This window comes from Arthrobacter sp. SAFR-044 (assembly GCF_051965175.1).
Classification (GTDB): domain Bacteria; phylum Actinomycetota; class Actinomycetes; order Actinomycetales; family Micrococcaceae; genus Arthrobacter.
The window spans coordinates 128,550-153,419 of the sequence record NZ_JBQCMK010000001.1; the positions used below are offsets into that span (position 1 = coordinate 128,550).

Annotated in this window: 25 protein-coding genes; 8 read left to right on the forward strand and 17 right to left on the reverse strand. The window is 65.8% G+C overall.

The window, feature by feature from the left end; genetic code table 11:
- Positions 1–74: 74 nt before the first annotated feature.
- The 3 genes from ACTHQS_RS00535 to ACTHQS_RS00545 are packed head-to-tail and all read right to left on the reverse strand — an operon-like array spanning position 75 to position 2,892.
- Positions 75–1,154, reverse strand: a complete 1,080-nt coding sequence (locus ACTHQS_RS00535; RefSeq protein ID WP_440165117.1) for an ABC transporter substrate-binding protein — start codon at positions 1,152–1,154, stop codon at positions 75–77.
- A gap of 32 nt (positions 1,155–1,186) precedes the next feature.
- Positions 1,187–2,050: an ABC transporter permease gene (locus ACTHQS_RS00540; RefSeq protein WP_440165119.1), complete on the reverse strand. Its 864-nt coding sequence runs from the start codon at positions 2,048–2,050 to the stop codon at positions 1,187–1,189.
- Positions 2,047–2,892 carry an ABC transporter ATP-binding protein gene (locus ACTHQS_RS00545; protein WP_440165121.1) on the reverse strand — a complete coding sequence of 282 codons (846 nt, stop codon included), beginning with the start codon at positions 2,890–2,892 and terminating at the stop codon, positions 2,047–2,049. The genes ACTHQS_RS00540 and ACTHQS_RS00545 overlap by 4 nt, the downstream gene beginning before the upstream one ends.
- 139 nt (positions 2,893–3,031) lie before the next feature.
- Here ACTHQS_RS00545 and ACTHQS_RS00550 point away from each other — a divergent pair, with 139 nt between their 5' ends.
- The 3 genes from ACTHQS_RS00550 to ACTHQS_RS00560 all read left to right on the forward strand — a co-directional run bounded on the left by ACTHQS_RS00550 (position 3,032) and on the right by ACTHQS_RS00560 (position 6,165).
- Positions 3,032–3,820, forward strand: coding sequence for an IclR family transcriptional regulator (locus ACTHQS_RS00550; protein WP_440165123.1), 789 nt, complete (start codon positions 3,032–3,034; stop codon positions 3,818–3,820).
- A 120-nt stretch (positions 3,821–3,940) separates the two neighbouring features.
- Positions 3,941–5,248 carry a CaiB/BaiF CoA transferase family protein gene (locus tag ACTHQS_RS00555; protein WP_440165124.1) on the forward strand — a complete coding sequence of 436 codons (1,308 nt, stop codon included), beginning with the start codon at positions 3,941–3,943 and terminating at the stop codon, positions 5,246–5,248.
- Positions 5,248–6,165 (forward strand): hydroxymethylglutaryl-CoA lyase, encoded by a 918-nt coding sequence (locus tag ACTHQS_RS00560; RefSeq protein WP_440165126.1) that lies wholly within the window; start codon positions 5,248–5,250, stop codon positions 6,163–6,165. The genes ACTHQS_RS00555 and ACTHQS_RS00560 overlap by 1 nt, the downstream gene beginning before the upstream one ends.
- 72 nt (positions 6,166–6,237) lie before the next feature.
- Here ACTHQS_RS00560 and ACTHQS_RS00565 read toward each other — a convergent pair whose 3' ends face one another.
- Complete coding sequence (locus tag ACTHQS_RS00565) at positions 6,238–6,984, reverse strand: haloacid dehalogenase type II (protein ID WP_440165128.1); 747 nt, start codon at positions 6,982–6,984, stop codon at positions 6,238–6,240.
- Between the two features lie 41 nt (positions 6,985–7,025).
- On the opposite strand from ACTHQS_RS00565, the gene ACTHQS_RS00570 reads away from it, so the two are divergent.
- Both ACTHQS_RS00570 and ACTHQS_RS00575 read left to right on the forward strand, forming a co-directional pair.
- A complete protein-coding gene (locus tag ACTHQS_RS00570; RefSeq protein WP_440165130.1) occupies positions 7,026–7,646 on the forward strand; it encodes a flavin reductase family protein in 621 nt (206 codons plus the stop codon).
- A gap of 49 nt (positions 7,647–7,695) precedes the next feature.
- On the forward strand, positions 7,696–7,839 hold the full coding sequence (locus ACTHQS_RS00575; protein WP_440165132.1) for a hypothetical protein: 144 nt from the start codon (positions 7,696–7,698) through the stop codon (positions 7,837–7,839).
- On the opposite strand, the gene ACTHQS_RS00580 is transcribed toward ACTHQS_RS00575, so the two are convergent.
- Positions 7,836–8,618, reverse strand: coding sequence for a GntR family transcriptional regulator (locus ACTHQS_RS00580; RefSeq protein WP_440165827.1), 783 nt, complete (start codon positions 8,616–8,618; stop codon positions 7,836–7,838). The genes ACTHQS_RS00575 and ACTHQS_RS00580 overlap by 4 nt on opposite strands.
- A gap of 139 nt (positions 8,619–8,757) precedes the next feature.
- On the opposite strand from ACTHQS_RS00580, the gene ACTHQS_RS00585 reads away from it, so the two are divergent.
- A complete protein-coding gene (locus ACTHQS_RS00585) occupies positions 8,758–9,594 on the forward strand; it encodes a class I SAM-dependent methyltransferase (RefSeq protein ID WP_440165134.1) in 837 nt (278 codons plus the stop codon).
- A 51-nt stretch (positions 9,595–9,645) separates the two neighbouring features.
- On the opposite strand, the gene ACTHQS_RS00590 is transcribed toward ACTHQS_RS00585, so the two are convergent.
- The 7 genes from ACTHQS_RS00590 to ACTHQS_RS00620 form a co-directional block, all read right to left on the reverse strand.
- Complete coding sequence (locus ACTHQS_RS00590) at positions 9,646–9,948, reverse strand: YciI-like protein (RefSeq protein ID WP_440165829.1); 303 nt, start codon at positions 9,946–9,948, stop codon at positions 9,646–9,648.
- Positions 9,949–10,004: 56 nt separating this feature from the next.
- The gene (locus tag ACTHQS_RS00595; RefSeq protein ID WP_440165136.1) at positions 10,005–10,397 is read right to left on the reverse strand and encodes a type II toxin-antitoxin system VapC family toxin; all 393 of its coding nucleotides are present in this window, start codon (positions 10,395–10,397) and stop codon (positions 10,005–10,007) included.
- Positions 10,394–10,660, reverse strand: a complete 267-nt coding sequence (locus ACTHQS_RS00600; protein ID WP_440165138.1) for a type II toxin-antitoxin system Phd/YefM family antitoxin — start codon at positions 10,658–10,660, stop codon at positions 10,394–10,396. The genes ACTHQS_RS00595 and ACTHQS_RS00600 overlap by 4 nt, the downstream gene beginning before the upstream one ends.
- A 93-nt stretch (positions 10,661–10,753) precedes the next feature.
- Positions 10,754–11,527 (reverse strand): DeoR/GlpR family DNA-binding transcription regulator, encoded by a 774-nt coding sequence (locus ACTHQS_RS00605; RefSeq protein WP_440165140.1) that lies wholly within the window; start codon positions 11,525–11,527, stop codon positions 10,754–10,756.
- A 120-nt stretch (positions 11,528–11,647) separates the two neighbouring features.
- Positions 11,648–12,652: a 4-hydroxythreonine-4-phosphate dehydrogenase PdxA gene (gene pdxA, locus ACTHQS_RS00610; RefSeq protein ID WP_440165142.1), complete on the reverse strand. Its 1,005-nt coding sequence runs from the start codon at positions 12,650–12,652 to the stop codon at positions 11,648–11,650.
- A complete protein-coding gene (locus ACTHQS_RS00615) occupies positions 12,652–13,857 on the reverse strand; it encodes a four-carbon acid sugar kinase family protein (RefSeq protein WP_440165144.1) in 1,206 nt (401 codons plus the stop codon). Before ACTHQS_RS00615 ends, pdxA begins: the two co-directional genes overlap by 1 nt.
- Positions 13,854–14,843, reverse strand: a complete 990-nt coding sequence (locus ACTHQS_RS00620; protein WP_440165146.1) for a 2-keto-3-deoxygluconate permease — start codon at positions 14,841–14,843, stop codon at positions 13,854–13,856. Before ACTHQS_RS00620 ends, ACTHQS_RS00615 begins: the two co-directional genes overlap by 4 nt.
- 185 nt (positions 14,844–15,028) lie before the next feature.
- On the opposite strand from ACTHQS_RS00620, the gene ACTHQS_RS00625 reads away from it, so the two are divergent.
- Positions 15,029–15,694, forward strand: coding sequence for a DUF3841 domain-containing protein (locus ACTHQS_RS00625; RefSeq protein ID WP_440165148.1), 666 nt, complete (start codon positions 15,029–15,031; stop codon positions 15,692–15,694).
- 238 nt (positions 15,695–15,932) lie between these two features.
- On the opposite strand, the gene ACTHQS_RS00630 is transcribed toward ACTHQS_RS00625, so the two are convergent.
- From ACTHQS_RS00630 to ACTHQS_RS00650, 5 genes are all read right to left on the reverse strand, one after another.
- Positions 15,933–17,219, reverse strand: a complete 1,287-nt coding sequence (locus tag ACTHQS_RS00630) for a Wadjet anti-phage system protein JetD domain-containing protein (RefSeq protein ID WP_440165150.1) — start codon at positions 17,217–17,219, stop codon at positions 15,933–15,935.
- Entirely contained in the window at positions 17,209–20,616 is a 3,408-nt protein-coding gene (locus tag ACTHQS_RS00635) for an ATP-binding protein (RefSeq protein ID WP_440165152.1), read from the reverse strand. Before ACTHQS_RS00635 ends, ACTHQS_RS00630 begins: the two co-directional genes overlap by 11 nt.
- Positions 20,613–21,239: a DUF4194 domain-containing protein gene (locus tag ACTHQS_RS00640; protein ID WP_440165154.1), complete on the reverse strand. Its 627-nt coding sequence runs from the start codon at positions 21,237–21,239 to the stop codon at positions 20,613–20,615. The genes ACTHQS_RS00635 and ACTHQS_RS00640 overlap by 4 nt, the downstream gene beginning before the upstream one ends.
- Complete coding sequence (locus tag ACTHQS_RS00645) at positions 21,236–22,678, reverse strand: DUF3375 domain-containing protein (protein WP_440165156.1); 1,443 nt, start codon at positions 22,676–22,678, stop codon at positions 21,236–21,238. Before ACTHQS_RS00645 ends, ACTHQS_RS00640 begins: the two co-directional genes overlap by 4 nt.
- Positions 22,679–22,787: 109 nt before the next feature.
- A complete protein-coding gene (locus ACTHQS_RS00650) occupies positions 22,788–23,513 on the reverse strand; it encodes a hemerythrin domain-containing protein (RefSeq protein ID WP_440165158.1) in 726 nt (241 codons plus the stop codon).
- A 442-nt stretch (positions 23,514–23,955) separates the two neighbouring features.
- On the opposite strand from ACTHQS_RS00650, the gene ACTHQS_RS00655 reads away from it, so the two are divergent.
- The gene (locus tag ACTHQS_RS00655) at positions 23,956–24,798 is read left to right on the forward strand and encodes an esterase/lipase family protein (RefSeq protein WP_440165159.1); all 843 of its coding nucleotides are present in this window, start codon (positions 23,956–23,958) and stop codon (positions 24,796–24,798) included.
- Positions 24,799–24,870: the final 72 nt, after the last annotated feature.

Below are 24,870 nucleotides of genomic sequence, written 5' to 3' on the forward strand. Positions count from 1 at the left end.
CGTGGTCTCCTCAATGCGCTGTAACGGACGCAGGCACGCCATCCCGTGCGGATGGCGTGCCTGGCAGTTTGGGGCTACTTTACGAAGTCGTTGGTGTAGGTGTCCCCAAGCTTGATGTCCTTGTCCCCGACCTCCGGGTTGGCCACCCGCTGGGTTTTCAGGACGGCCTCGACGCCGTCCTGGGTAAAGGATCCGTCCTTGCTCAGCGTTTTCTTCAGGTCCTCAATGACCTTGGCGTAGAGCTCTTTGTCCCCGCCGGCGAACTTCTCCGGCATTTCGGCGGCGATCTCTTGGCCGGAATGGCTGTTGATGAACTCCAGCGTGCGCTTGATCGCCTTGGCGAGCTTGCCCGCGGTGTCCTTGTTCTGGTCCAGCCAGTCGGTCTTGGCGTAGAGGGAGGCGGACGGCCATGCGTCGGTGTCGAAGACTTCCTTCAGACCTTCCTCGGTCCGGACGTCCTCCAGGATGACCGGGGCGTGGCCGATCCGCTTGGCGAGCACCGAGATGTCCGGCTCAAGCATCACCGCGGCGTCCACCTGGTTCTGCTCCATGGCCGCCACTGCAGAGGATCCGGCGCCGATGGCCGATACTGCGGCATCGGTCTGCTGCATGCCGTTCTTCGCCAGGAGGAACTTGATGAACATGTCAGTGGACGACCCCGGTGAGGTCACGCCGACGTTCTTGCCCTTGAGGTCCGCGATGGACTTGATCTGGCCCTCGTTCTTGGGCGCCACCAGGAGGGCGAGCCCCGATGACCGGCCCATGTCCACGAACGCCTTGATGGGCTGGTTCTTGGCCTGCATCTGGATGGTGTGTTCGTAGTAGCCGCTGGTGACCTGCGTGCTGCCGCCAATCATGGCCGTCAGCGCCTTGGAGCCGCCCTGCAGGTCCTGCAGTTCGACGTTCACGCCCTCCTCCTCGTAGTAGCCCAGTTCCTGGGCCAGCGTGGTGGGAAGGTAGGTCAGCAGTGTCTGGCCGCCGACGCCGATAATCACCTTGGAGCCGTCCCCGCCGCCGGCGGCACCGGTGCCGCCCTGGCCGGGCGGTGCCGACGCGGGCGCGCCGCAGGCGGAGAGGGCGAGGGTGAGGGAGGCGAGGACGGTCAGCGGGCGGAAGAGGCCCCGGCGCCGGTGCCGGGTTTCGTTCGAAGTCATGGGGATTCCCTTTCAGGCGGTGATGTGTTGGGTTACGAGGAGCGGACCGGGCGCCACCTGAGGAGGTGCCGTTCGAGGCGGTTGACGAGGAGGTCGATGATGAGGACCACGAACATCAGGATGAACATGCCGGCGAAGACCCCCTTGGTATCGAAGACACCCTGGGCCTGGGCGATGGCGTAGCCCACGCCGGCGGACGCCCCGAGGTATTCACCCACCACCGCGCCGGTGATGGCGAAACCCACGCTGATGTGCAGGCTGGAGAAGATCCAGGTCAGGGCGCTGGGGATGAAGACGTGGCGGAGCAGCTGCTTCTCGTTGGCTCCGAGCATTTTGGCGTTGTCCACGAGGACCCGGTCCACGCTTTTGACGCCTTCGAGGGTGTTGAAGAAGACGATGAAGAACACCAGGGTGAAGCCGAAGGCCACCTTGGACCAGATGCCCAGGCCGAACCACAGCAGGAAGATCGGTGCCAGCACCACGCGGGGAAGGGCGTTGAACATCTGCAGGAACGGGTCCAGGAGCCGCTCCAGGAAACGGACCCTGGCCAGCAGGAAGCCCAGGACCAGGCCGGCCGCCGCGCCCGTGAGGAAGGCGAGGATCGATTCCTGCAGGGTGATCCACAGGTGCGGGAAGACGAAGCCGCTGGAGATCCACAGCCATACCGTCATCAGGATGTCGGAGGGGAGGGGGAAGAAGAACGGGTCGATGACGCCGACGCGTCCCAGCAGCTCCCATGCGCCAAGGACGACGGCGGCGAGGGCCAACTGCCCCATCCGGATGGAGACGTTCGAGGCTTCGGGCCGCTTGCGCTTGGGCCGCTGGGCCACCGCCGGATCCCGGTCCTTCCGGAGGGGAAAGCGTTGTGTGTTCTTGGAAGCTGGTGCCACTGTCATGCTGCGTCGCTCTCTTCCTCTTCCCGAGCTGATTCATAGGTTTTGGATACCTCGACCTTGAGGCGACCCCAGATTTCCCTGTGGAGCTCGACGAACTTGGGATCGTCCCGGATGTCCAGGAGGTCGCGGGGGCGGGGGATGTCGATCTCGTAGCTGCCGACGACGGTGCTGCCCGGGCCGGCACCGAGGATGACCACCTCGTCGGACAGGGCAATGGCCTCGTCCAGGTCGTGGGTAATGAAGACGACGGCCTTGTCCGACTCCTGCCAGAGCTGGAGGAGTTCGTTCTCCATGATCTGCCGGGTTTGGACGTCCAGCGCGGAGAACGGCTCGTCCATCAGCAGGATGTCCGGATTCACGATCCAGGCCTGGGCGACGGCGGTGCGCTTGCGCATGCCGCCGGAGAGCTGGTGCGGGTAGCGGTCAGCGAAGTTCTTCAACCCCACCTTCTCCAGCCAGCGGCGTGACTCGTCGTAGGCCTCGGCCTTGGAAACCCCGGCCATGGTGAGCCCGAGGCTGACGTTGTCGATCACCGACTTCCAGGGCAGCAGGGCGTCCTGCTGGAACATGTAGGAGGCGCGGCGGTTCACCCCGTCGACGGGTTCGCCGAAGCTGTGGACGGTTCCTTCGGACGGATTCAGGAGTCCGGCTGCCATGTTGAGGATGGTGGACTTGCCCGATCCCGTCGGCCCGACGATGGAGACAAAGCGCCCGGGCTCCACTTTGAGGTCGATGTCCCGCACAGCGAAGTACGAGCCACCGCCGGGCGTTGCAAACTCCTTGGTGCATCCGTTGAGCTCGACCGCGTAATTCGAAGACTTAGGCTGAAAGGGGTGCGTCATTGCTGTTCTCCCGCTAACCACATTGTGAGTCGTTGGTCATATAGTGGGCACAAGGCTAACAGTAACGTCTGTCACACTACAAGGGGCGGCCATTAGGGGCCCTCCCGTAATGCGAGAAGAAGGAATCCGGAATCCCTCCATGAGCGCAACTGAAAATGCCGCCCCGCTGCTGGTGCTGAAGAAGATCACGGCCATCCTGGACGCCTTCTCGCTGGCGCGGCCTGAGATGAGCCTCGCCGAAATCCGGGCCGAGACGGGGTTGCCGCACTCCACGGTGCAGCGGCTTGTCACCAACCTGGTGCACGAGGGGTTGCTGGACCGGCGCGGTGACCACTTCCGGATCGGCCTGCGGATGACACATTGGGCGGCCCCGGCCCGGCAGGGCCTCGACTTCCTCGAACTGCTCACGCCCGTCATCCGGCGGCTGCGCGATGAACTGGGAGAAACGGTCTGCATCTTCCGGGAGTCCCGGGGCAGCAGGGTCTGCATCGCGGTGGCGGAGACCCGGCGGGTCCTTCGCCGCGCGGTGGAGGTGGGCGACATTATGCCGCTCCACGCCGGCTCCGCGGGCCGGGTACTGCTCGCCTGGAATACCGACCTGGCGGAGAAGGTCTACGGCTCGGGCCTGCAGTCCATGACGGACCGCACCATCACCGACGCGGCAAACCTCGATGCCGCGGTGGCAAAGACCCGCGCGGACGGTTTCGCCATCACTACCGGAGAGCGGGTATCCGGGGCCAGTGGCCTGTCCGCTCCGATCTTCGGACCCCAGGCTGAGCTCTACGGTGCCCTGACTGTCATGGGACCCACCATGCGGATGCCCTATGACGTGTGCGCTTCCTGGATCGAGCCTGTCATCGCCGCAGCCGCCGAAGGCACCCGGCTGATCGGGGGAAGCCTTCCCTCCGAAGAAGTGCCCATATCGTGATTTTCTGTTCACAATATGACGAGGTGCGTGCATACTGGTTCGTGTAGGACGGTGCTCGACCGACCCTCCGGCGTGTACGGCGCCCACGGGTCCGCATCAGGAACCAGGAGTTGAGATTTGATGAAGGTTTTCGAAACCGGCACAGCTGAACGGAATAAGGGCGCCGCCGACGGGGACCGCCCCGGGGCCGTTGCCGACCCGTCGTCGGCCCCTGCAGGCGCGACCCAGACTGCCGGACCCCTCTCCGGGGTACGCGTCCTCGAACTTGGATCCCTGATCGCAGGGCCGTTCGCAGGACGGCAGATGGCGGACTTCGGAGCCGAAGTCATCAAGGTCGAATCCCCGAACCGGCCGGACCCCATGCGCGAGTGGGGCCGGGCACGGGTCAACGACCACACCTTGTGGTGGTCAGTGCAGTCCCGTGGCAAGAAGTGCGTCACCTTGGACCTCAAGGCCCCCCGCGGCCGGGAGCTTTTTTTGGAGCTCTGCAAGGAAACCGACGTCATCCTGGAGAACTTCCGCCCGGGCACCATGGAAAAGCTTGGCCTCGGCCCGGAAGAGCTGTGGAAGGTCAACCCCGGCCTCATCATCGCCCGGGTCTCCGGCTACGGACAGACCGGCCCGGAAGCGTCAAAGCCCGGCTATGCCTCCGTCGCGGAGGCACGGAGCGGGCTGCGGCACCTCAACGGCTACCCCGACCAGCCGCCGCCCCGGACCGGCATTTCCCTGGGGGACAGCCTCGGCTCGCTGTATGCCCTGCAGGGGATCCTGCTGGCGCTGTACTGGCGGGATGCTCGCGGGGGCACCGGCCAGGTGGTCGATGTCTCGCTCGTCGAGGCGTGTTTTTCGCTGCTGGAGAGCGCCGTGCCTGACTACGCCGCTACCGGTATTGTCCCGGGACCCAGCGGTTCGGGACTGAAGGGGATCGCGCCGTCGAACATCTTCCAGTCCAGCGACGGCAAGTGGGTTGTCATCGCGGCCAACCAGGACTCCGTCTTCGTGCGCCTGGCCACCGCGATGGGCATGCCCGGCCTGGCGACTGACCCGAAATACCGCGACCATGCGCAGCGGGGCCACAACCAGGAGGAACTCGAAGGCCTCATCGCCGACTGGGCGGGGCAGTACACCGCCGGGGAGTTGGTCAGCCTGCTCGACGGACACGGTGTTCCAAACAGCACCGTGAGCACTGTGGAAGACATCTTCGAGGACCCGCAGCTCAAGGCCCGGGACATGCTCGTGGAAGTGCCGGACGACGAGTTGGGAGCCGTGGTCCAGCCCGGAATCGTCCCCAAACTCACGCGCTCCGCTGGCCGGATCAGCTGGAACGGGCCCCTGGTGCACGGCTCCCACAACGCCGATGTGTACCAGGGCCTCCTGAACCTCACCGATGAAGACGTGCAGAAAGCGCACAGCGAAGGAGCAATCTGATGGCGTTTGCCCAGGACACCAGGCCGGTCTCGATCGTGGACGTCAGCCCGCGCGACGGCCTGCAGAACGAGAAGACCCCCGTCAGCACCGGGGACAAGGTCCGGCTGATCGAAGAGCTGATCAGGATGGGTGCCAAGCGGATCGAGGCCGTCAGCTTCGTGAATCCCAAGGCAGTTCCCCAGATGGCCGATGCCGACGCGGTGATGGCGGCCGTCCCGCGCACCGACGCCGTCAGTTACATCGGACTGGTGCTCAACACCAGGGGCGCCCACCGCGCTGTCGACGCCGGGGTGGACGAGATGAACTATGTGCTCCCGGTGACCGATGCATTCGCTACGGCCAACCAGAACACCACGGTTGCCGCGGCGCTCGCGGCCTTGGAGGAGGTGTCGGCGATCGCTGCTTCGGCCTCCATCCCGCTCAGCGTCACCGCCGCCGTCGCTTTCGGCTGCCCCTACCAGGGCGACGTCCCGCTCGAACAGACCCTCGACGTCGTCCGCGATGCAATGGGCCGCGCGAACCTGGCGGAGGTGGCGTTGGCGGATACGATCGGCTGCGCGGTGCCGTGGCAGGTGGGCGAGGCTTTCGCCAGGTTGCGCGGAGAGACCGGCCTGCAGTTGAGGGCCCACCTTCACGAGACCCGGCACACCGCGCTGGCCAATACCTATGCGGCGATGGCAGCGGGTGTCGATGTGTTCGACAGCAGCGTCGGGGGCCTCGGCGGCTGCCCCTTTGCTCCGGGGGCGGCGGGAAACAGCTCCACGGAGGACCTTGCGTGGATGCTCGGGCGGGCCGGATTCGATACCGGCATCGACGTGCAGCAGGCAACGGAACTGGGCCGCTGGATCTGCGGCAAGGTCGGCACCGCCCCGCGGTCCGGGCTGGCAGGGGCAGGGGCGTTTCCCGCGGCAGCGTAGCGCGGAGTCCGGCCTCCATGGGGATCATCGGGCACAGGGTGCAATGTCGGCGCGTTCGTCGGACAAACGGTGTCAGGCCCCGAGCAAGTCCGCCAATTCAGTGATGCTGGACGCTACGAGATCCCAGTCGCCTTCAGGGGCCAGGTCCGCCACTTGGCCGGGGCCGTGTTCAGTGGGGCGGGCCACGAACGCTGTGGCCAGCCCGGCCGCCCGGGCAGCCTGCAAATCGCTGTTGTGGGCCGCCGCGAGCATCACCTCTCCGGGCTCGAGGTCCAGGAATTCAGCCGTCCGGAGATACGCCTGGGGCAACGGCTTGTAGGTGCACGTCATGTCCGAACCGATGATCACATCCCACGGCAGCCCGGCGTTCCTGGCCATGTCGAGCAAGAGTGCGGTGTTGCCATTGGAAAGCGGGCCCACGATGTAGTGGCGGCGGATGGTTGCCAGCCCCTCCACGCTGTCCGGCCACGGCGGCAACCGGTGCCAGGATTTGTTCAGCTCCTGCAGGCTCTCCCCGGGCAGCCGGTCCGGATTGATGCCGTAGTGGCGGAGCGCCTGGTCAAGGTTTTCACGGTGGAGCGTATCCAGCTTCGTGAAGCTGCGCCGTCCGGAGCGGATGGCGTTCATGGCCGGCTGGTAGAGGGCCCGCCAGTGGTCAGCGAAGGCCTCCGCGTCGAGCGTGTGCCCGTGCGCCGTGGTGAAAGCTGCCACCTCCCGTGCAACGCCGCTCCGCCAGTCCACCACCGTACCGAAAGTGTCGAAAAGGATGGCGCGCACGGGCCGCCCGGTTGATGGTGATCGGTAGGGCTGGAACGCCATGGCTGTCTCCTTCCTCGCTGCCTGATGGTTAGTCTGGCAGCATGCGAACTGATTTCAGTCCCTCAGCGACGTCCGCCCGTGATTTCTACCGGCTGCTCACCGCCGTGGTGGTTCCCCGGCCCATCGCCTGGGTTTCGAGCGTTTCCCCGGAGGGCGTTGACAACGTGGCTCCGCATTCCTTCTTCACCGTAGCTTCAACCTATCCACCCATCGTGCAGTTCACCTCGGTGGGCGAGAAGGATTCGCTCCGCAACATCACCACGTCCGGGGAATTCGTGGTCAACCTGGCCCCGGCTGCACTCCTCGAAGAGGTCAACGCCACCGGCACCAACTTCCCGCCTGAGATCAGCGAGTTCGACGCCGCCGGCCTGACCCGGGAGCCGGGGCTCACCGTGGCCGCGCCCCGCGTCAAGGAATCGCCGGCGGTGTTGGAATGCCGCCTCCAGTCCATGCTGCCGATGGGGGACTCCACGTTGGTTTTCGGCGAAGTGACCCATGCCGCCGTGAGCGAAGCCGTCCTCGATGGCAGCCACCCGCGCATCGATCTCCTGGAGCCGCTGGCTCGGCTGGGCCTGGACGAGTGGGGCACACTCGGCGAAATCCAGGACCTCGGCCGGATCCGGCTGAAGGACTGGCCGGGCCATTTCCGGCCCAAGGACTAGGGCCACCCGGCCAGCGTTGCCCGGGGAATTCCCTCCGGACGGCATAGCCATGTTTGAGGAAAAGTTCGGTGACAAGGCACCCGAGCAGAGCGCGGACCGCACCCAGCAGGCGCTCCAAGGAATCCCGGTAACGCTCGCCGGGATCAGGCAGATCGCCGAGTCCATCGCTGCGCATCAGGACGGGCGATCCTAGGACTGGAACTGCTGCATCACGGACAGGTGGCCGGCCCGGGCGGACACCAGGCATTTGGCCAGGTAGAAGGGCTGGTTGCCGTGCCGGATGTACTGGGTGAGCACGAGGACCGGGTCCGTCGGACGCAGGTCCAGCAGCTTGGCGCGGCTGGGGCCCACCTGGCTGAGGCTGATCTGGCACTCGCCCGGGCCGGCCAGTCGGCCCAGCTGGTTGTTGAGCGTGGCAAGCAAGGTGGCGCCGCCGTCGTCCTTTATCTCCAGGGGTGCAGCGGCGCCCTTGGAGATACTGACCGGCTGGGCCGTGACGTTTTCCTGCAGCTGGGCGATGGCCTCGCCGTCGCGGATGAGGACGGATTCCCAAAGCCAGCAGTCAGTGCCGGGCTCGACGCCGATGCCGGGGGCGACGAATTCTGAAGCCGCCTGCCGCACCACCTGGGTGCGTTTGACCTCGAGCGTCTGGCCGGGGCCAGCGAGGACTTCCTCAAACGGGCGGATGCATTCGATGCCGATGCGGGGGAGGGTGTCCGAGACGAAACGTCCGACGCCGCACCGCGCCCTGATCAGCCCGTCCTCCTCGAGGAGCATGAGGGCTTCGCGGACCACGGTACGGCTGACTTTCATGTCGGCGCCGAGTTCGGTTTCGGTTGGGATCATGGAGCCGGGGGTGAGGAGGCTGTTGCGGATGGCCTCGGCGATGCGCGAGTACACGGCGACGCGCAGGGGTGAGCCGGGCTGGGCGGCCACCGGCTGGGACAGGAACCGGGCGGCGTCCTGGTGCACATTTGCCTCGCTCTTCGGTGGATTGGTCCGGGAGTTCCAGCGTAGAACAAGTAGCACTTGTTTGTTGGACAAGCGGCAAGGGTTGCTGCCGCCGTCGTTCCTCTTCCCTCGTACTGGAGCGCCGCTGTAGGGTCATCGCGTGATTGTGCCCGATATTTCCCAGGACGCCGTGGCGGTGGCGGATCACTATGACGAGCTTGATCCCATTTATCGCCGGGTATGGGGAGACCATGTCCACCACGGGCTCTGGGCCACAGATCGGGAGACTCCCAGCGCTGCGGTCGAGGCGCTGGTCGACACCGTCGGGGACCGGCTGGGTCTCATGCCCGGCCAGGAGTGCGTGGACATCGGCTGCGGCTACGGCTCCACGGCAGGGCGGCTCGCCGTAACACACGGGGTTCGCGTCACAGGGTTCACGCTTTCCGTTGAGCAGGCAGGCTATGCCGCTGCACATTCGGTACCCGGCGTGGACATCCAGGTCCAGGACTGGCTCGCCAACACCCTGCCCGATGCCTCGGCGGATGCGGCATGGTCAATTGAGTCGAGCGAGCACATGGTGGACAAGCCCAGGTTCTTCGCCGAGGCGCATCGCGTGCTGGCGCCCGGCGGCCACTTCGTCATCTGCGCGTGGCTCGCTGAGACCGGTGCCAGCCCTTGGAAGGTCCGCCACCTGCTCGAGCCAATCTGCCGCGAAGGGCGCCTGCCCTCGATGGGCACGCGCCAGGAGTATGAGGCGATGGCGACGGCAGCCGGCTTTACGGTCACCGGCTATGAGGATGTCAGCCGCCGGGTGGCCCGCACCTGGCGGATCTGCGCCCGGAGGCTCATCAAGGCCATGCTCGTCGATCCGGAGACCCGCAGCCTCGCCCTTGGCGCACGCAACCGCGGCGCCATTCTGAGCATTCCCCGCCTGATCCTGGCCTACCGCACCGGTGCCATGCGCTATGGGATCTTCACGCTGTCGAAGGCAGAGTAGGACAGAGGCGTGAAGCCGTCGTCAAGCCAGCAGAATCCAGGCTGACTGGACCTAGGGGCGCACAGGAGTGGCCGCCTCGTTTCCGAGGACTGTTGTCCACGGGCTGGCGGTCCACGAGGTCACTACGCCGTTGAGGACGTAGGGGTCGGCCGCTGCGAAAGCTTTGGCGGCCTCGAGCGGGTTCTCGCCGGTGAAGATCAGCAACCCTTTGAAGGGCCCGTGGCCAATTGCCCCGCCGAGCAGGAGTTCGCCGCGTTCGACCGCCTCCCACCCCGCCCGGAGGTGGTCTGCGCGGTATTGTCCGCGGGACTCGAGGTAGTTGTCCGAGTAGGTGTATTCGAGCACGGCGTGCATGGAAGTCTCCATTCCGGTTAGGGTTTCAATCGTTGTAGCAGCAGCGTACCCAGCCATCAGCTGGCCGGTGCGACTGTCTTGAGTCCTGCTTGAATTGCTGCCCTCACAAGCTCTTTGTCGAAGGCGACCATAGTTTGGGTTTCAAGTCGGATGGCAGCAGCGAGGTGGATCGCATCGGCGCTGCGCAACCCACCTGGGAGTGCGGCCGCGTACAAGAGGTCTGAACGCGTCAGGTCCACCAGGTTGATTGCGTCCAGCACAGAGTTGACCAACTCCGGCGGCAGGCCACGGCGGTTGGCGGCACAGTGCAGTTCCGTATGAAGGAGCATCGAAGCAACAAGCCGGTCACCCCGCTGTTGGGCCAAAGAGAGGAAGTCCGCGGTGGGACCGGACTCCGGTTCCTCTACCACCAGCTTCAAGGCAGCCGAGGTGTCCACGTAAATGATCACCGGTCACCACGAAGGTCATTGATCATCTCTGCTGTGCCGGCATCAGAAGTCACGCGCTGCAGGAGCCGGAAGTCGACCGGGCCTTCCGATGCCTGCCGCACGCTGCCCGATAGGAGTAGACGTTCGAAGGGGGAGGCAGCAGGCGGGATGAGCGTGGCGGCAACTTCACCGTTGTTCGTCACATCAATCGTCTCGCCGTTCTTGACCCGCTCCAGGATCTTGCTGCTCTGGTTGCGCAGCTCGCGGTGGGGAATGGTTGTCATGGCGCACCTCCGTAGCAATTGTAGCAATCCAGTTCCAATGGGGCTACGAAGTCTTGCAACCGTTTGGTCCCGGCAATGGAGGAGGAAAACGCCTCAGCTGATTACCGCCGCCACCTCAACCTGTACTCCCGCGTCCCGGAACTTCTGCACCTGGGCGGGATCGGCGCCGTCGTCCGTCACCAGTGTCCAGGGCAGCGCCAGCCGGGCCCATGCATGGAAGGGCCGGAGTCCTAGCTTGGACGAGTCCGCCAAAACGTAAACCGCACGGCCGCGCCGGGCCATGAGCTCCTTGAGCCGGGTCTGGGCGTGGTCGGCCTCGCAGATGCCGTCCTCGGCGGTGACGGCGTCAGCGCCCAGGAACACCCGGTCAAAGCTCATCCGCTCCAGCGCCGCCTCGGCCAGCGGCCCCACGAAACTCTGGGAAACGCCCCGGAGCCGGCCGCCCAGGCAGTCCACCTCGATGCCCTCGGAATCGGCCAGCTCCTGCAAGGTGTTGATGCCCGGCGTCGTCACGGACAACGGAGCGAATCCGCGCAGTTGGTGCGCCAGGGCACCTGCGGTGGAGCCGGCGTCGAGCAGGATGTTCTCCCCGGGCTGGATCACCGCCGCCGCCCAGCGGGCGATCGCATGCTTCTGCTCGAACGCTTCACCCGTGCGCTGCCGCAGCGACGCCTCCGGGTGCGCTCCCACGGCCATCGCCCCTCCGTAGGTGCGCGCCAGCCGGCCTTGGGAATTCAGCAAAGCCAGGTCCCGACGGATGGTGGACGCCGTCACCTCGAACCGGGCCGAGAGTTCCTCCACGGAGGCCAGGCCGGTGGTCACGGCAAGGTGGTAGATCTCCTCGCGCCGCGCGTTTGCGCTGAGCATTCCCGGTCTCCTTCCCGTGGGCATGGCGGTGGCAGTGCTACCCATGCTAGTTCCGGCCCCCTGTATAAACGGCAACGGCCGGCCAGCAGTGCTGACCGGCCGCATCAAAGAGGGCTCCAGTTACGCAGCTTCCTCGCGTGACGGGGCCAGGTCCACCGCCTGCCGCAGCGCCTCGAGCAGCGATTCGTGGTCCGCGATGTTCTTGCCCGCGATGTCGAACGCGGTGCCGTGGTCCACAGACGTCCGCACCACAGGCAGGCCAACGGTGATGTTCACGCCGTTCTCCAGGCCCAGGACCTTGACGGGGCCGTGGCCCTGGTCGTGGTACTGGGCCACCACCAGGTCGAAGTCGCCGCGGCCGGCGAGGAAGAACAAGGTGTCCGCCGGGAGCGGGCCGAAGGCGTTGATGCCGTCAGCCTGGGCCTTCTCGATGCCGGGCTGGATCTTCTCCGCCTCCTCGCCGTACCCGAACAGGCCGTTCTCGCCGGCGTGCGGGTTGATGGCGCAGACGGCGATCCGAGGGTTTTCGATCCCGGAAGTGCGCAGCAGCTCGTAGCCGCGCTTGATGGTCCGGTAGACCAGGTCACCGTTGATCTTGGCGATCGCGTCGATGAGGCCGATGTGCGTGGTCACGTGGATGACGCGCATCTTCGGGGCGGTCAGCATCATGGACACTTCCTCGGTGCCCGTCAGCTCGGCGAGGAGTTCGGTGTGGCCGGGGAACTTGTGGCCCGCGGCGTGCAGGGCTGCCTTGTTCAGCGGCCCGGTGCAGATGGCATCCACCTGGCGGTCCATCGCCAGCTCAACGGCCTTCTCGATGAAGAGGTACGAGCCGTGGCCGGCAGCGGCAGACAGTTCGCCCCAGGCGAGGTCCTCGGGGATGCAGTCAATGTCCAGCACGTCGATGGTGCCCTCTTCGAACAGTGCCTCCGAGGGTGCCGCCACCTTTCGCAGGGTCAGCGGGCTGGAAACGATGTCCGCCGCCAGCTGCAGCCTGCGAAGATCGCCGATCACAAGCATCCGGGCCTTAGACCGGAGCTCGCCGTCGGCCAGGGCCTTGACAATGATTTCCGGACCGATGCCGGCGGCATCGCCCATGGTGATCGCAACAATCGGGCGTCCCATTATTTGCTACTCATTTCAGTCGTTGTGCCAGTGAGAAATTGTGTGGTCCGGGCCAGGGTGCCCGCGTCCCCGAACGCGCCGGCCTTGGTGACCAGCAGGGGGAGGGGTACGGGCAGCAGGCTCATGACGACGCCGGGTTCAACCTCGCCGAGGACCGTGAAGCTCCCCACGCCCAGGGCTTTCAGGACGGCCGTTGCGGTCTCCCCGCCGGTCATGACCAGCGCATCGCAGTGGCCGACGCCCGCAGCGGTGGCGCGGGCCAGGGCCTCTGCCACGACAAGCGCCTGCGACTTGTCCACGGCACCCATCGGGTCCGGCGTCAGCACCACATTGGCCCGGGCCATCGCCTCGGCAACCTTGCGCGGAACCTCAGCGCAGTCCAGGCTGGCGTGGTCCAGCGTGATGTGTTCCGCGCCGGCCGCAACCAGCGCCTCGCTCTGCTGCCGGGCGAGGCCCGAGTAGCTGCCGATCACGGTCAGCGTCCGGCTGATCTGCCGCGCCTGGGCGTCACGGGCCTGCTGCGTTTCAGGGTCCCCGGCGATGTGCCCGGCCAGTCCGCCCGAGCCCACCAGGAGCGTCGGGAAATCCAGCAGTTCCGCTGCGGCCGCGATGTCCTGCAGGTCTTGGTCGGTCCCGGCGTCGAGTACGACGGCGGCAGTCCCGCGTTCCTGCACGTCGCGCAGGTGCGCCGCCAGTTCCTCCGGCGAGCGTTCCGTCAGCCCGCTCACCGCTTCCGCGGTCAGGCCGCCGTCGGCAAGTGCGCGGGCGACGTCACCACCGAAGGCGCCCCCACTGTGTTGGACGCCGTTGACGTGCACGATGCCGCCGTGGGTGGTCCTGCCCGTTCGCGGAAACGCGGGCGCCACGATGGCGAGTGCCGGACCACTGCCCTGCGCAATCTGCGCAAGGCTTGCTGCAACTTCCACGCCCACGTTGCCCCGGAGCAGCGAGTCGATCTTCTTGAAGACCCGGCGGTGCTGCCCCAGCGCACGCTGGGTGGCGGAGCTGACAGCCGAGGCTGCCTCCGCCGCCGGAAGGTAGCGGCTCTCGGTGTTGATCGACAGGATCTGGGCCTCCGGCCAGGCACATCCAAGGTCCAGGATCACTGAACTGGTGTGGGTTGGGCCGTAGGCTGCGGCTGCGTCGGCGGCACCGGTGAGGTCATCGGCGATGATCGCCCAGCGCGTGGTGGCTTGGGTGTTCATACTGCTGGGGACACCTCGGGGGTTTCCACGGGCTGCTTGGCTTTCAGGCGCTTAGCGTACCAAGCCACCATGAGCGGGCAGCCGATGGCGGTGACCACCACGGATGCTGCAACCAGGACGGTGGCGGGTCCGGCTGCGGGAGCGTAGGCAGGGTTCGCCGCGGCCACCAGCATGGGAACGGTGGCGGCGTTGCCCGCGGTGGTGGCTGCTGCCAGGCCTGCGATGCCGGAGCCTCCTGTGAGCTTGTCTGCGAAGAACAGGACCGCTCCGCCGGCGATCAGCACGAACAGGCCCAGCGCGACGCCCAACAATCCGGCGTTGAGGACCTGTCCCAGGTTCAGGCCGAAGCCGAGGGCGAGGGCGAAAAACGGGATCAGGACGGGGGCCGCGGAGGAGAGGAACTTCCGCATGGCCGGGTCCAGGGCGCCCAGGATGGCTCCGAGGAGCAAGGGGATGATGGCGCCCACGAGCGCCTGCCACGGGAAGGCGGACAGGCCGGCGACGCCGAGTGTCACCATGGTCAGGAAGGGACCGGATTCCAGCGTCATGACCGAGTAGGCGGCCACGTCCTTGGGCTTGCCGTACTGGCCCATGAGGGCCATGTACATTCCGCCGTTGGTGTCATTCAGGGCCGCCAGGATGGCCAGTACGGACAGGCCGGACAGTATGCCGCCGTCGATGGGAAGTTCACCCAGGAACCTGCCGGCCACGACGCCGATGATGATGGCAAACAGGACCTTGCTGCCGAACAGGACACCGCCCTTTTTCAGGATGTACGGCGTGGCCTTAATGTCGATGCTGGCGCCCATGCACACGTAGAACACGGCCAGGATGGTGGTGCCGCCGGTGAAGAGCGCACCGGTGAAGGACCCGAAGAACTTGGCGGAATCGGGAGCGAAGGTGCCCAGGATGGCGCCGATGAGCAGGGGGATCAGCATCATGCCGCCAGGAACTTTTTCCATGGTGGCCTTGATTGGGACAGACATGAAGCAACCTCATTGTTGTTGGGGGGAGGGGGCCGAGCTGCACGCGCTCGAAGCATGATGTAGATCATAGACCGGCTTGCGCGATTAGCGCAAGACGGGTTGCGCAAAACGCGCAAGAGGGTGATTTTCGCGCAGCCCAGCCGGCGGCCGTCGATATTGTCAGGGGTGGGCCTTAGGCTCAGCCTGTGCCGCACTTTTCCGTTACCCGTGCCCGCGCTGACCGTGCAGTTCCAGCGGGCCGCGTGGGCTATGACCTGAATGCCGACCGTGTCCTGCTGCACACCTTCCAAACCGAGGATGCCTTGGGTGAACTCCTTTCGACCGGACAACTCCTTCCCGACCCCAAGCGGGCGGAGCCGCCGTTCGCTGATGCCTATGGCTGGATGCTCCGGGAGATGGGCCGGCGTCTGCCTACCAGTGGCGACAGCGCCTTGTGGTTCTGGGCACGCACTACCCGCGACTGCCTGGTGGACAGCTGCAGGAACCAACGCGGCGGCGTCCTGCTGACATGCCGGATCCCGCGGGAGCGGGTGTTGCTTTCCCACTTCTGGGACTGGCATCGCGCCCTGAATGGCACTCCCCACGTGCTTGAACTGCCGTGTGAAAGCGACGAAGACTTTGAAGCGAGGCGGGACAGGATCTGGGACGAGCTGGACGACCGCAAGCGTGCAGCCGGCGTCTTCGATAAGGGATTCCTGGAGTGGCCTGAGGATGTGCGCCTGGATCTTGAGCGGGGCTGGGAGCAATTCCTTGACCCGGCAACCTATGGCAGGTGGGACACCGTGCAGGCAACGGCGCACTCGCTGCATGCCGAGGACGTTATTGAGGCTGTTCGGCTGGATCCGCTTTAGGCGTTGCCATCTGGTGCTATTGATCTCAGCCTTGTCTGAGTTGCCGCGCTGAAAAGCTTCTTATCAAACCCAACCAGCATCCCCGCGATGCTTAACGCACACTTCCAGACAGGAGCAGTCGCTCGAAGAGAGAAGCCGAAGGCGGTCCAAGCGTTGCGGCAACCTCGCCATTGTGGTGACGTCGATGAATTCGCCGTTTCCAACCCGCTCCAGGATCTTGCTGCTTTGATTCCGCAGTTCACGATTGGGGATAGTTGTCACAGCCAACCTCCGTAGCAGCCTGCTGGAGGTGCACCAGAGCCCAGTCCCAGCGGATCAGCTCCTGCTCGAGACGGACCTTGGTTCCGTGCGTGTCATTCCCGAGGGTTTGATATACCGCTGCCTCTGGTCGCGTTAGTCGGGTTAGTTCTGCCTGTGACGGCGATGGCTCCGTTCCCCAAAAGTCCTTATGCGCGAGCAGCGTCTCCTCGTCCATCAGGACGCTCTCGACGTGCGGGTGCACCGCGCGGAGCTGGTCCAGGATCCGGAAGCCATGGGTATCGATGTCGCCCCAGTAGTGGATGCGGCAGTTCCGGAGCCAAAAGGCGTCCCGCAGCGAAGAGAAACCATAACCTCCGCCGTACAGGGCCAGCGTCCTGGGCCGGTCAGGGAGAGCGAGGAAGTTCACCTGGTTTTCGGTGGCGATCACTGTGTCCACCGGCAGCTTCAGGGCCGTGAACGCCTCGGCGGTCACGGTGATATCCCGGGCGCCGCCGAACAGACCCAGGGCCGGATCAAGCAGGCGGAACCGGACCAGCTCCGGGGGATGCAGGAATCCGTGCCGCCGGGCGAACCGGGCCGCGGGTGTGCGGCCGGTGCCGTCGTCCAGCGCGCCATCGTCCGCGGCCGGCTCAGGCTCGAGCGCTTCGAGGTCCTCCCCGCCGGCGGTCACGTCTTCGGGAACGGGCAAGACGGCGGCCAGCAACTGGTCGATGACCTGGCGGTTACGCTCGATGAACTTCGTGTGGACACCAGGCAGGCCCAGTTGCCGGACGTAGATGCCCGGCTCCGGGTTGTCCTTCAGCCACAGCGCCACCCGTGCGGCAGTCAAGGCGTCAGAGCCAAGCTCCAAGAGCTTCAGTGGCCGCCGGGCCGTCCAGGCAGCAAACCGTGGATCCAGCTTACAAAGGCCTGCAGCAAGAGACCGGAAAAGCGCCGCCTCCCGACCCTTCCCAACAAACGCGATCTCATCCTCAACGCCGGCGAAAACCGCGGTAGATGGAACCCGGTTGGAACCAACCGTCCGCCGCCCCACTTCAACGGTCTCCAGGTCATACCCACCCGCTCCGGCAGAAAGCTCAGCCGCCCACGCCCGGACCGCAGCGTAATCAGTCAACAGCTCCGCCGCCGTCGGACGCTTCAGGGTGCGCCGCCGCGGATACACGCCGGAGGGGGAGACAAGCTCCCGCAGCAGCGCACCGCTGTTCCAGGCCTTCAGCGACTGTGCCCGCAACCCCGCCAATGATGTCCAGGACTTAGCGGGCACGCCGGTCCTTCTCCTCGCGGTACTCCTGGATGGTCATGTTGCGCAGCTGGGAATCGTCACCGTTGATGTTGGCCACGAAGCCCACATGCGAGACAAACGGCTCGATCACGTGGATCTTCTGCAGCGGCGTGACGATCAGCAGCTGCAGCTTCATCCGCTGGAACAGTTCCAGCCCGTACCGCGCGGACTCGTCAGAGCCGCGGCCAAAGGCCTCGTCGATCACCACGAACCGGAAGCTCCGACCGCTGCCCGCGGCACGACTAGCGCCTTTGCCGGAGCCCAGCCCGAACTGGAACGCCAGCGCCGCCGCGAGGATGGTGTACGCCAGCTTCTCCTTCTGCCCGCCGGATTTGCCACCCGAGTCCGTGAAGTGCTCGTACTCCTCGCCGGTCTCCGTCCACTTTTCCGACGCTGAAAACGTGAACCAGTTCCGCACGTCCGTGACCTTCGCCGTCCACCGCCGGTCCAGCTCGGTGAGCCCGTCCCGGCCACGGAACCGTTCGATCAGCCGCTCCACCTGCAGGTACTTCTGTTCCGAGTACTGGTCCTCGTCGCCGATGGTCCCCTCCGAGCACGCCCGCAGGTCGCTGCCGAACTCGCGCACGTCCTGGTCCGAGGTGGCCTGGTGCTCCAGCTGGATATGCCGGCCCGTGTTGTACGGGATCCCCGCAAGCGACTGGTTGATCTCCCCGATCCGGTTCACGATGTCCTGCCGCCTGCTGTCGAGGAACGCGTTGAACGCCACTACCTCGTGGATGGTGTTCTGGTTCAGCGACTCCTTGAAGCGGGCCTCGAACCGCGGCAGGTCGTTGTCCTCCAGCTGTGCCAGCAGCCGGTTGTACTCCGCGGCAGCTTCCAGCGACGCGTCGATGTCAGTGGTTTCGTTCGGGTATTTGTTGCGGAAGTCCGCCATTTGCCGCACTGTGCCTTCGGCCGCCCGGGCAATCCGCTTGGCCAGCGCGTCGATGCTGTCGGTCAGCCCTGCCCGCACTGTGCTTTCCACGGTGCCGGTGTTCCGGTAGGTGAGCGGCTTGTCGCCGAGCGCGCCCTGGGCGAGGCGTCCGACGGCGGCCAGCACGACGGCGTCGTCCGTCACCGGCGTCCCGGCCAGGACAGCGCGGCACTCCTGGATCGCCTCCTCGATGTCTTTCGCGTCCTTCTCATTGGCGCCGAGGCGTTGCTGCAGCTTGCCCGCTTTGTCCTCCAGCCGGTCCAGCTGGGCAGCCACCTGCGCCTGCTTGGCCATCAGCTGCTGCAGGACGTCGCTGGTGGACTCCAGCTCCCGCTTCTCCGCCTTGAGGTCCTCGATCCGGCGTGCGGTGAGCTGCCAGCTGATCTCGCCGAAGTCCTGCACCGAGCCGATGATGCCGAGCTGCCGGTTCTGCCGGCCCAGCAAACCAAGCTGGTCGTTGACCTTGCCGAGTTCCGTGGCCAGCACTTTGATCCGGCCCTGGATCTCATCCTGCTCGGCACGGAAACGGGCGATCTTGTCGTGGTTGTCCCAGCCCAGCACGTAGTTGCGCCGGTCCGCCAGGTCCTTCCGGTCATCCTTCTCGTGCCGGCCGCGGCCGCCCTTGAGCTGGCCGTTGGCCGTCAGCGCCTTGGGGTAGCGGCGGAAGTCCGCCAGGTTCTCGCAGCAGAAATAATCGAACCGGCTGCTGAGCTCGTCCTGCAGGAAGTCGCGGAACGGCGTGCCCTGCTTGATGGCGATTTTGGCCGCCAGCGTCCCGGGCTCCGCCGTTTTGGGCGAATACGGGTCGCCAACCCTCAGGTACACCAGCCGCCCGCGGAGGTTATTGGAATCCACCCAGGTGCTGACGGCGGCGTAGTGTTCGGCAGGCACCAGGAGTGAGAGCGCGAACCCGTGCAAGGTGCGTTCGGCCGCGCCCTCCCACGCGGCCTCGCCGTCGCGGACCCGCAGCAACTCGCCCACATAGGGCAGCTCAGTGTCCTTGATGCCGGTTCCTTCGCAAAGCCGGCGGCGGATGTCCAGCTGGGGGAGCGGAATCAGGTTGCGACGCGCCTGGAGACTGGTGAGCTCGGTGGCAATGTCCGCGGCCTGGTTGCCCAGGACGGTCCGGGTCATGGTCAACTCGGTGCGCCGGTCCTGCAGTGCGTCCGACGCCTTGGCGAGTTCCTGCTCCACCTCGGCCAGCCGGGCCCGGTTGGCGTCAAACAGCACCCGGTCCTCAGGCGCCTGCAGTCCCAGGTCCGCGGCCGCGAGGGAGTACGTCTCAAACCGCTGGCGCTGGGCAGCCGATTCTGCGGCAAGCCGGGACAGGTCGGCGTCGATCGCTGCCAGCCGCCCGCCGCCGTTGGTCCGGATGTCCTCCTCCACTCCGGCAAGGTCGCGGCGCAGCTGCTTGATCTCGCCGTTGAGCCGGGCCGCGTCCTCCTGCAGGCGTGTGCCGGTCCGTTCCAGCTCGGCCTGGTGCTCCAGGCTCAGCTGCAGTTTCCGGTCCGTGAACCACGGATGCAGCTGGTCCCGCTGTTTCCGGGCCAGCTCGTCCTCCGCGCTTAGCTTCGCGTGCAGCGCCGCGCCGTCCTTGATGGGCGCCAGCAGGGCGATCTGGTCCTTGGCACGGAGGACTGCGTCGTGGGCTTTCTTGAGGTCGTCGAAGTGGTGGATCAGGTTGGTGATCCGGGCGGCAACGTCGTCCTCTTCCAGCATGTTGCTGCGCACGAACGAGGTGATGTTCTCCACCTGCTTCATGGACACCGTGCGGTGGAACAGCTCCATGGCCTGGTTCCCGGTGATCCCGAACTGCCGCTTGAACGCAGCCGCGTAGGGCTCGAAAGTGTCCCGGACATCAACACCTGCGGCCCGGAGCTTCTTCTTAAGCTTCAGCGGGTCCTGGCCGAAGTTGCTGAAGTCCGCGGCAATGGACTGCTCGGCCTCGGCCAGGGAGTAGAAGCGGTTGGGCTGCCCGGCCTCCTGCGTTGCCCACAGCGTGATGCCCAGCGTGACCCACTTGCCCAGTACGGCGTTGTGGAAGACGCCCAGCACCACCGTCAGCTGCCCCGTCCCGCGCAGCGCCACCGGTTTGGAGTACTCGCCGCCGGTGCTCCTGGCGCTCTTGTGGAAGCCCCGGACATAGGACATCAGGGAGCGTTCCTTTTTCTGGGCGCCTGCGGCTTTGTTGTACTCGATCTTGTTGGCTGGCAGCAGCAGCGTAGTGATTGCATCCACCACGGTGGACTTGCCGGAGCCGATGTCGCCCGTGAGCAGGCTGTTCGCCCCGTCCAGCCGGAACGTGCGCACCCCCTGGTGGAACGTGCCCCAGTTGAGCAGCTCCAGGCGGTGCAGCCGGAAGCCGGGGGGAGTACCGCCGTCGGCCGCCGTGTCGTCCAGGCTGAACAGGCTCTCCTGCAGGTCGTTGCTGAGCTGCGCCGTCACTTGCCCTCCTCCGTTTCTGCTGCCCGGGGGAGCCGCTCGCCGGCGAGAGTGGCACGGTAGTCGGCCAGCCGCGCGTCGAACTCCTCCAGCCACTGCGCGTCCACGTACGCCTTCAGGATCCGCGCTACCTCATACGTGTCCGCCTGCCCCTTGAGCTTGCGCAGGAAGCCGAGCTCCACCACCTTCTTGATATCGGTGGCCAGCCGGTCCAGGATCCGGGCCTCGTTGCTGGAATCGGGCAGGAACACGGAGACCATGTCCGCAATTTCCTGCTCAGTCAAGATGAGGCGGAGCTCGCTGCTGTTGGTATCGAACTCCAGCATCCGGCCGCGGAGCAGGGCCAGCAGCAGGCTGACGTTGAACGTGAGGCTCCGGCGGGCGATGAGCCGGGGGAGGGTGCCGTCCGGATCCTCGCGCGAGCGCAGGAAGGCATAACCTTCTGACTCATCAAGGATCAGCTCCAGGCCCAGTATGGACACGTAGTCCCGGACGTGGGAGGTCAGCCCGAGGAGGGATTGCCAGACCTTTTCGTCGTTTTCGGCGTAGAGCACGCCTTTGAAGAGCCGGGTGACGACGGCGGGCAGCTCCTCCGGCGTGTGCGTTGCGGTTTCGCTGGGGGTCATGCCGGCCTTCCAAAGATAATCTGTTCGATAGTGGCTTCGCGGATGCTGCCGTCCGGCAGCTGCCACGAGAGCTGCTGTTCCTGCTCCGGGTTGATGGTGGCCCAGTCCGATTCGGTGGCGAGCTGGCAGTACGCCACCACCTCGGCCAGGCCCTGGGACAGGGGATACGTGGCTGTCACCTCGGCAAGCGTTGCCTGGTCCGCGTCTGCCAGGACGGCCTCGATGTTGCCCCGCAGCCGTTCCTTGTCCACGAAGAACTGGCTGAACAGGGCACCTGCGTCCACGTCCAGGTCATCGGCGGTGAGGACGGCGTCGTCCACCATCACCTTCCGGGTGGGCTCATACAGGGGCCGTTCAAAGGGCAGCACCACGTCCACGGACGGGGCGTCGATCTCCATGAAGACGCCCGACGGCGGTGCCTCCCGGGTGCCGAGCGCCCCGGCTTCAACGCTGCGGATCAGCTGCATGATGCGTTTGTTTTCCAGGAAGACCTTGTCATCCAGGAGCCGGCGCATCTGCTGGGACAGCTGGCGGACGGTGGCCTGGGTCTGTTCGACGGCGGGCAGCCAGTCCTGGTGAAGGTTGGCGGCAGTGTGCAGGCTGTCAGTCTGGGCGAGCGCCTCGATCCGGGTGGCCCGATCGAGCAGATCCTGCAGTTCGGTGCGCAGCTGCGGGGACATGAGGTAGTCCCAGAAGCCCTGGAACGTGCGCCCCTGCAGGGAGCTGCTGATGTCCTGCTGGTTGCCGAAGATGGATTCCAGCAGTTCGCCCTGCGTCCCGTCCCAGGTGGCGATCTGTTCCCGCACCTGCCGGTCCAGTTTCCGGAAATTTTGTTCAACCTCCCTGAAATCGGACAGCAGGTCCTTGGCCAGGGTGGTGAGCTGCTGCAGGTGGTCCAGGGCCTCCGGGCCGGTCATGACACGGATGTTGCCGTCCCTGATCCGCTGCATCTCGGCGTCGATCCCGTCCCGCTGGCGCTGCAACTCGGCAAGCCGGACTTCCGGATCCGTTTCCGACTGTTGGACCAGCTGCTTGAGGACGGCGAAGATGCTGGTGAGGCGCGACTGGGTGGCCACGAATTCCCGCCCCCGCAGGTTTTCCACCCACCGGATGACGTCCTCCGCTGCCGCGCTGAGGTCGTAGTGCGGCTGGTCTTCGCCCGGGACATAGTACTTGCGGAGCCATTTGCGATCGTCGGAAGCCCAGTCATCCAGGTACTCGCCTGCCTGGCGCGGGAACCGTTCGTCCCCCTCCGAGTCCCGCAGGCCGAACAACACGTCATCCAAAACATCGATAAGTTCCTGGCGTCCCAGGTTTCGCTGGTTGGGTCCGGTGAATGCGGCCATGAAGAACGTCAACGCAAGCGGAGCGTTTTGGGCGCGAAGCAGTGACCAGCCCGCGTGGTTTTCACGCAGGGAATTGATGGCGTAGAAGTCCATGCGCGTCCCGTGGTTAGAGGCTCACGTTGTCGAACTCACTCTAAACGCCCGCCCTGACAATTTCGTCGCCCGGGCCAGGCTGGCGGCCACGACATCGTCAACGGCACCGCTACAGCGTCTCCGGCACCGGCCGTCCCGGGAACAGCGTCGCGTACTGCTTCCGGTACATCCGGCGTCCCACCAGCCGGTAGGCAAGCCGGACCGGGGGAGGGATTTCCTTGAACAGTTCCTTCCGGTCCGCGGGAGGGTTCGTGGCCAGCACCATGCCCAGGTAGCCCACCAGGAACTTCTTATCGAGTTGCTGGATTCCGTGCTGCCCGGCCGCCGCCATCTCTTTCTCGGTGAGCAGCCGGTCCACTACGGGCATCATCTCTGTGACCTCGCGGCGCAGGTGGGTGTTGAGGACCCTGGAGAGGTCCTCATAGCGGGCGGCGAGCTCGGCTGCCGACTCCTCATCCGCGGTCCGCATCCAGCGCAGGCGGACCGGCTCGATTGCCTCAAGTCTTTGCGTCACCTGCCGGTGCTGCTCAAGCATCTGCCCCACATGCAACGCGCAGGCAGGCGCCCGGTCCTTGACCTGCGGGTACATGAGCAGGTCCTCGCCCTCGTGGTGGATGTGGAGCGTCTTGTCGAAGTTCCCCAGCACTTCCCCCACGTAGCCGGCGCGGGTGGTGTCGCCGGCTGCGGCCGAGCGCACCAGGCCGGGCGCCTCACCATACGCCCAGAGGAAGAAGCGGTGGATGCGCCGCATCCCTGCGGTCCCTGTACACAGAACCGGCCCCGCGGGGAGGGGAGGAGCGGTCTCGCCGGGTTGCATGGTGAAGAAGTCGGTCACTGCGGGCCCCTATCCTTTGTCTCGCGAGACAAAGGAGCTCTCCCCGGCAGCATCGTATCCCCGGGCTGGACGGCGCACAACGGCCCTGTGGAAGTACGACGCCGGCAGCCGGCCCGGGTGCCGGGCGCTGCGTTGGGAAAGGGACAGGGCCTTGCGAGAGATGTGCACGTCATTTGCACGTTTGTGCGCGAGGGCTGCCTGGACCGCCGCAAGCGTGCGGGGCGGCCATTTCCTACTCACCAGTAACAATGATGGTTTCCGAGGGGATGGCCCAGGCGTCCCGGCACCCTTCCCGGGCGCGGATTTTGCCGCACATCCGTGCACTTTCGCTCCGCAGGAGCACCAACGCTGCCAGCATGGGAAACTCGGCCGGGAACTGATGGGCACCCCCAAGACCATCAGTTCCCGGCCGCCCGTTAGGCAGACGAACAAAGAGGTTTACATGTCATTCCTTAGCCGTGCCCTGTCCATATCCGCTGCAGCGGTCCTCGCCTCCTCATTGATGGCCGCTCCCGCGCAGGCCATTGATATCTCCCCGCCCGGAGCCAACGACTGGTCCTGCAAGCCGTCGGCTGAGCATCCGTACCCCGTGGTCCTGGTGCCGGGAACGTTCGAGAGCATGGAGAAGAACTGGTCGACGCTGTCGCCGTACCTCAAGAGCCAGGGGTACTGCGTCTTCGCCCTCAACTACGGCCAAACCAACGGCGTCTACGCCACGGCACCGGTCAAAGATTCCGCCCAGCAACTTGCCCCCTTCGTGGACGCGGTCCGCTCCGCCACCGGCACAAGGCAGGTGGACCTGGTGGGCCACAGCCAGGGCGGCATGATGCCCCGGTACTACATGGGCTTCCTGGGCGGGGCCAAGTACGTCCACCAGCTTGTCGGCATCGCCCCTTCCAACCATGGCACTGAGGGCGTGATCCTTCCGCCGCCGGACCTCGTGCCCACGCCCGACTACACTGCGGCGGGCTGTGCCGCCTGCGCAGACCAGCAGGCCGGCTCGCCCTTCATGCAGGAGCTCAACTCGATCGGCGATACTGTCGCCGGTCCGGCCTACACGGTCATCTCCACCACCCACGATGAGGTGGTCATCCCGTACAACAGCCAGTTCCTGAATGGATCCGCACGGCAGGTCACCAACATCACCATCCAGGACAAGTGCCCGGCCGACGTCTTCGAGCATGACCAGGCGCCGAACGATCCCGTGGTGCACCAGCTTGTGGGCAACGCCCTGGCCCAGCCGTCCGGTCCGGCAGATCCGGCCTACCAGCCCGCCTGTATCTAACGGCGGAGCCGGACCAAAGCAGAACGACGGCGGGAGGCCGGCTCACAGGCCGGCCTCCCGCCGTCGTCACTG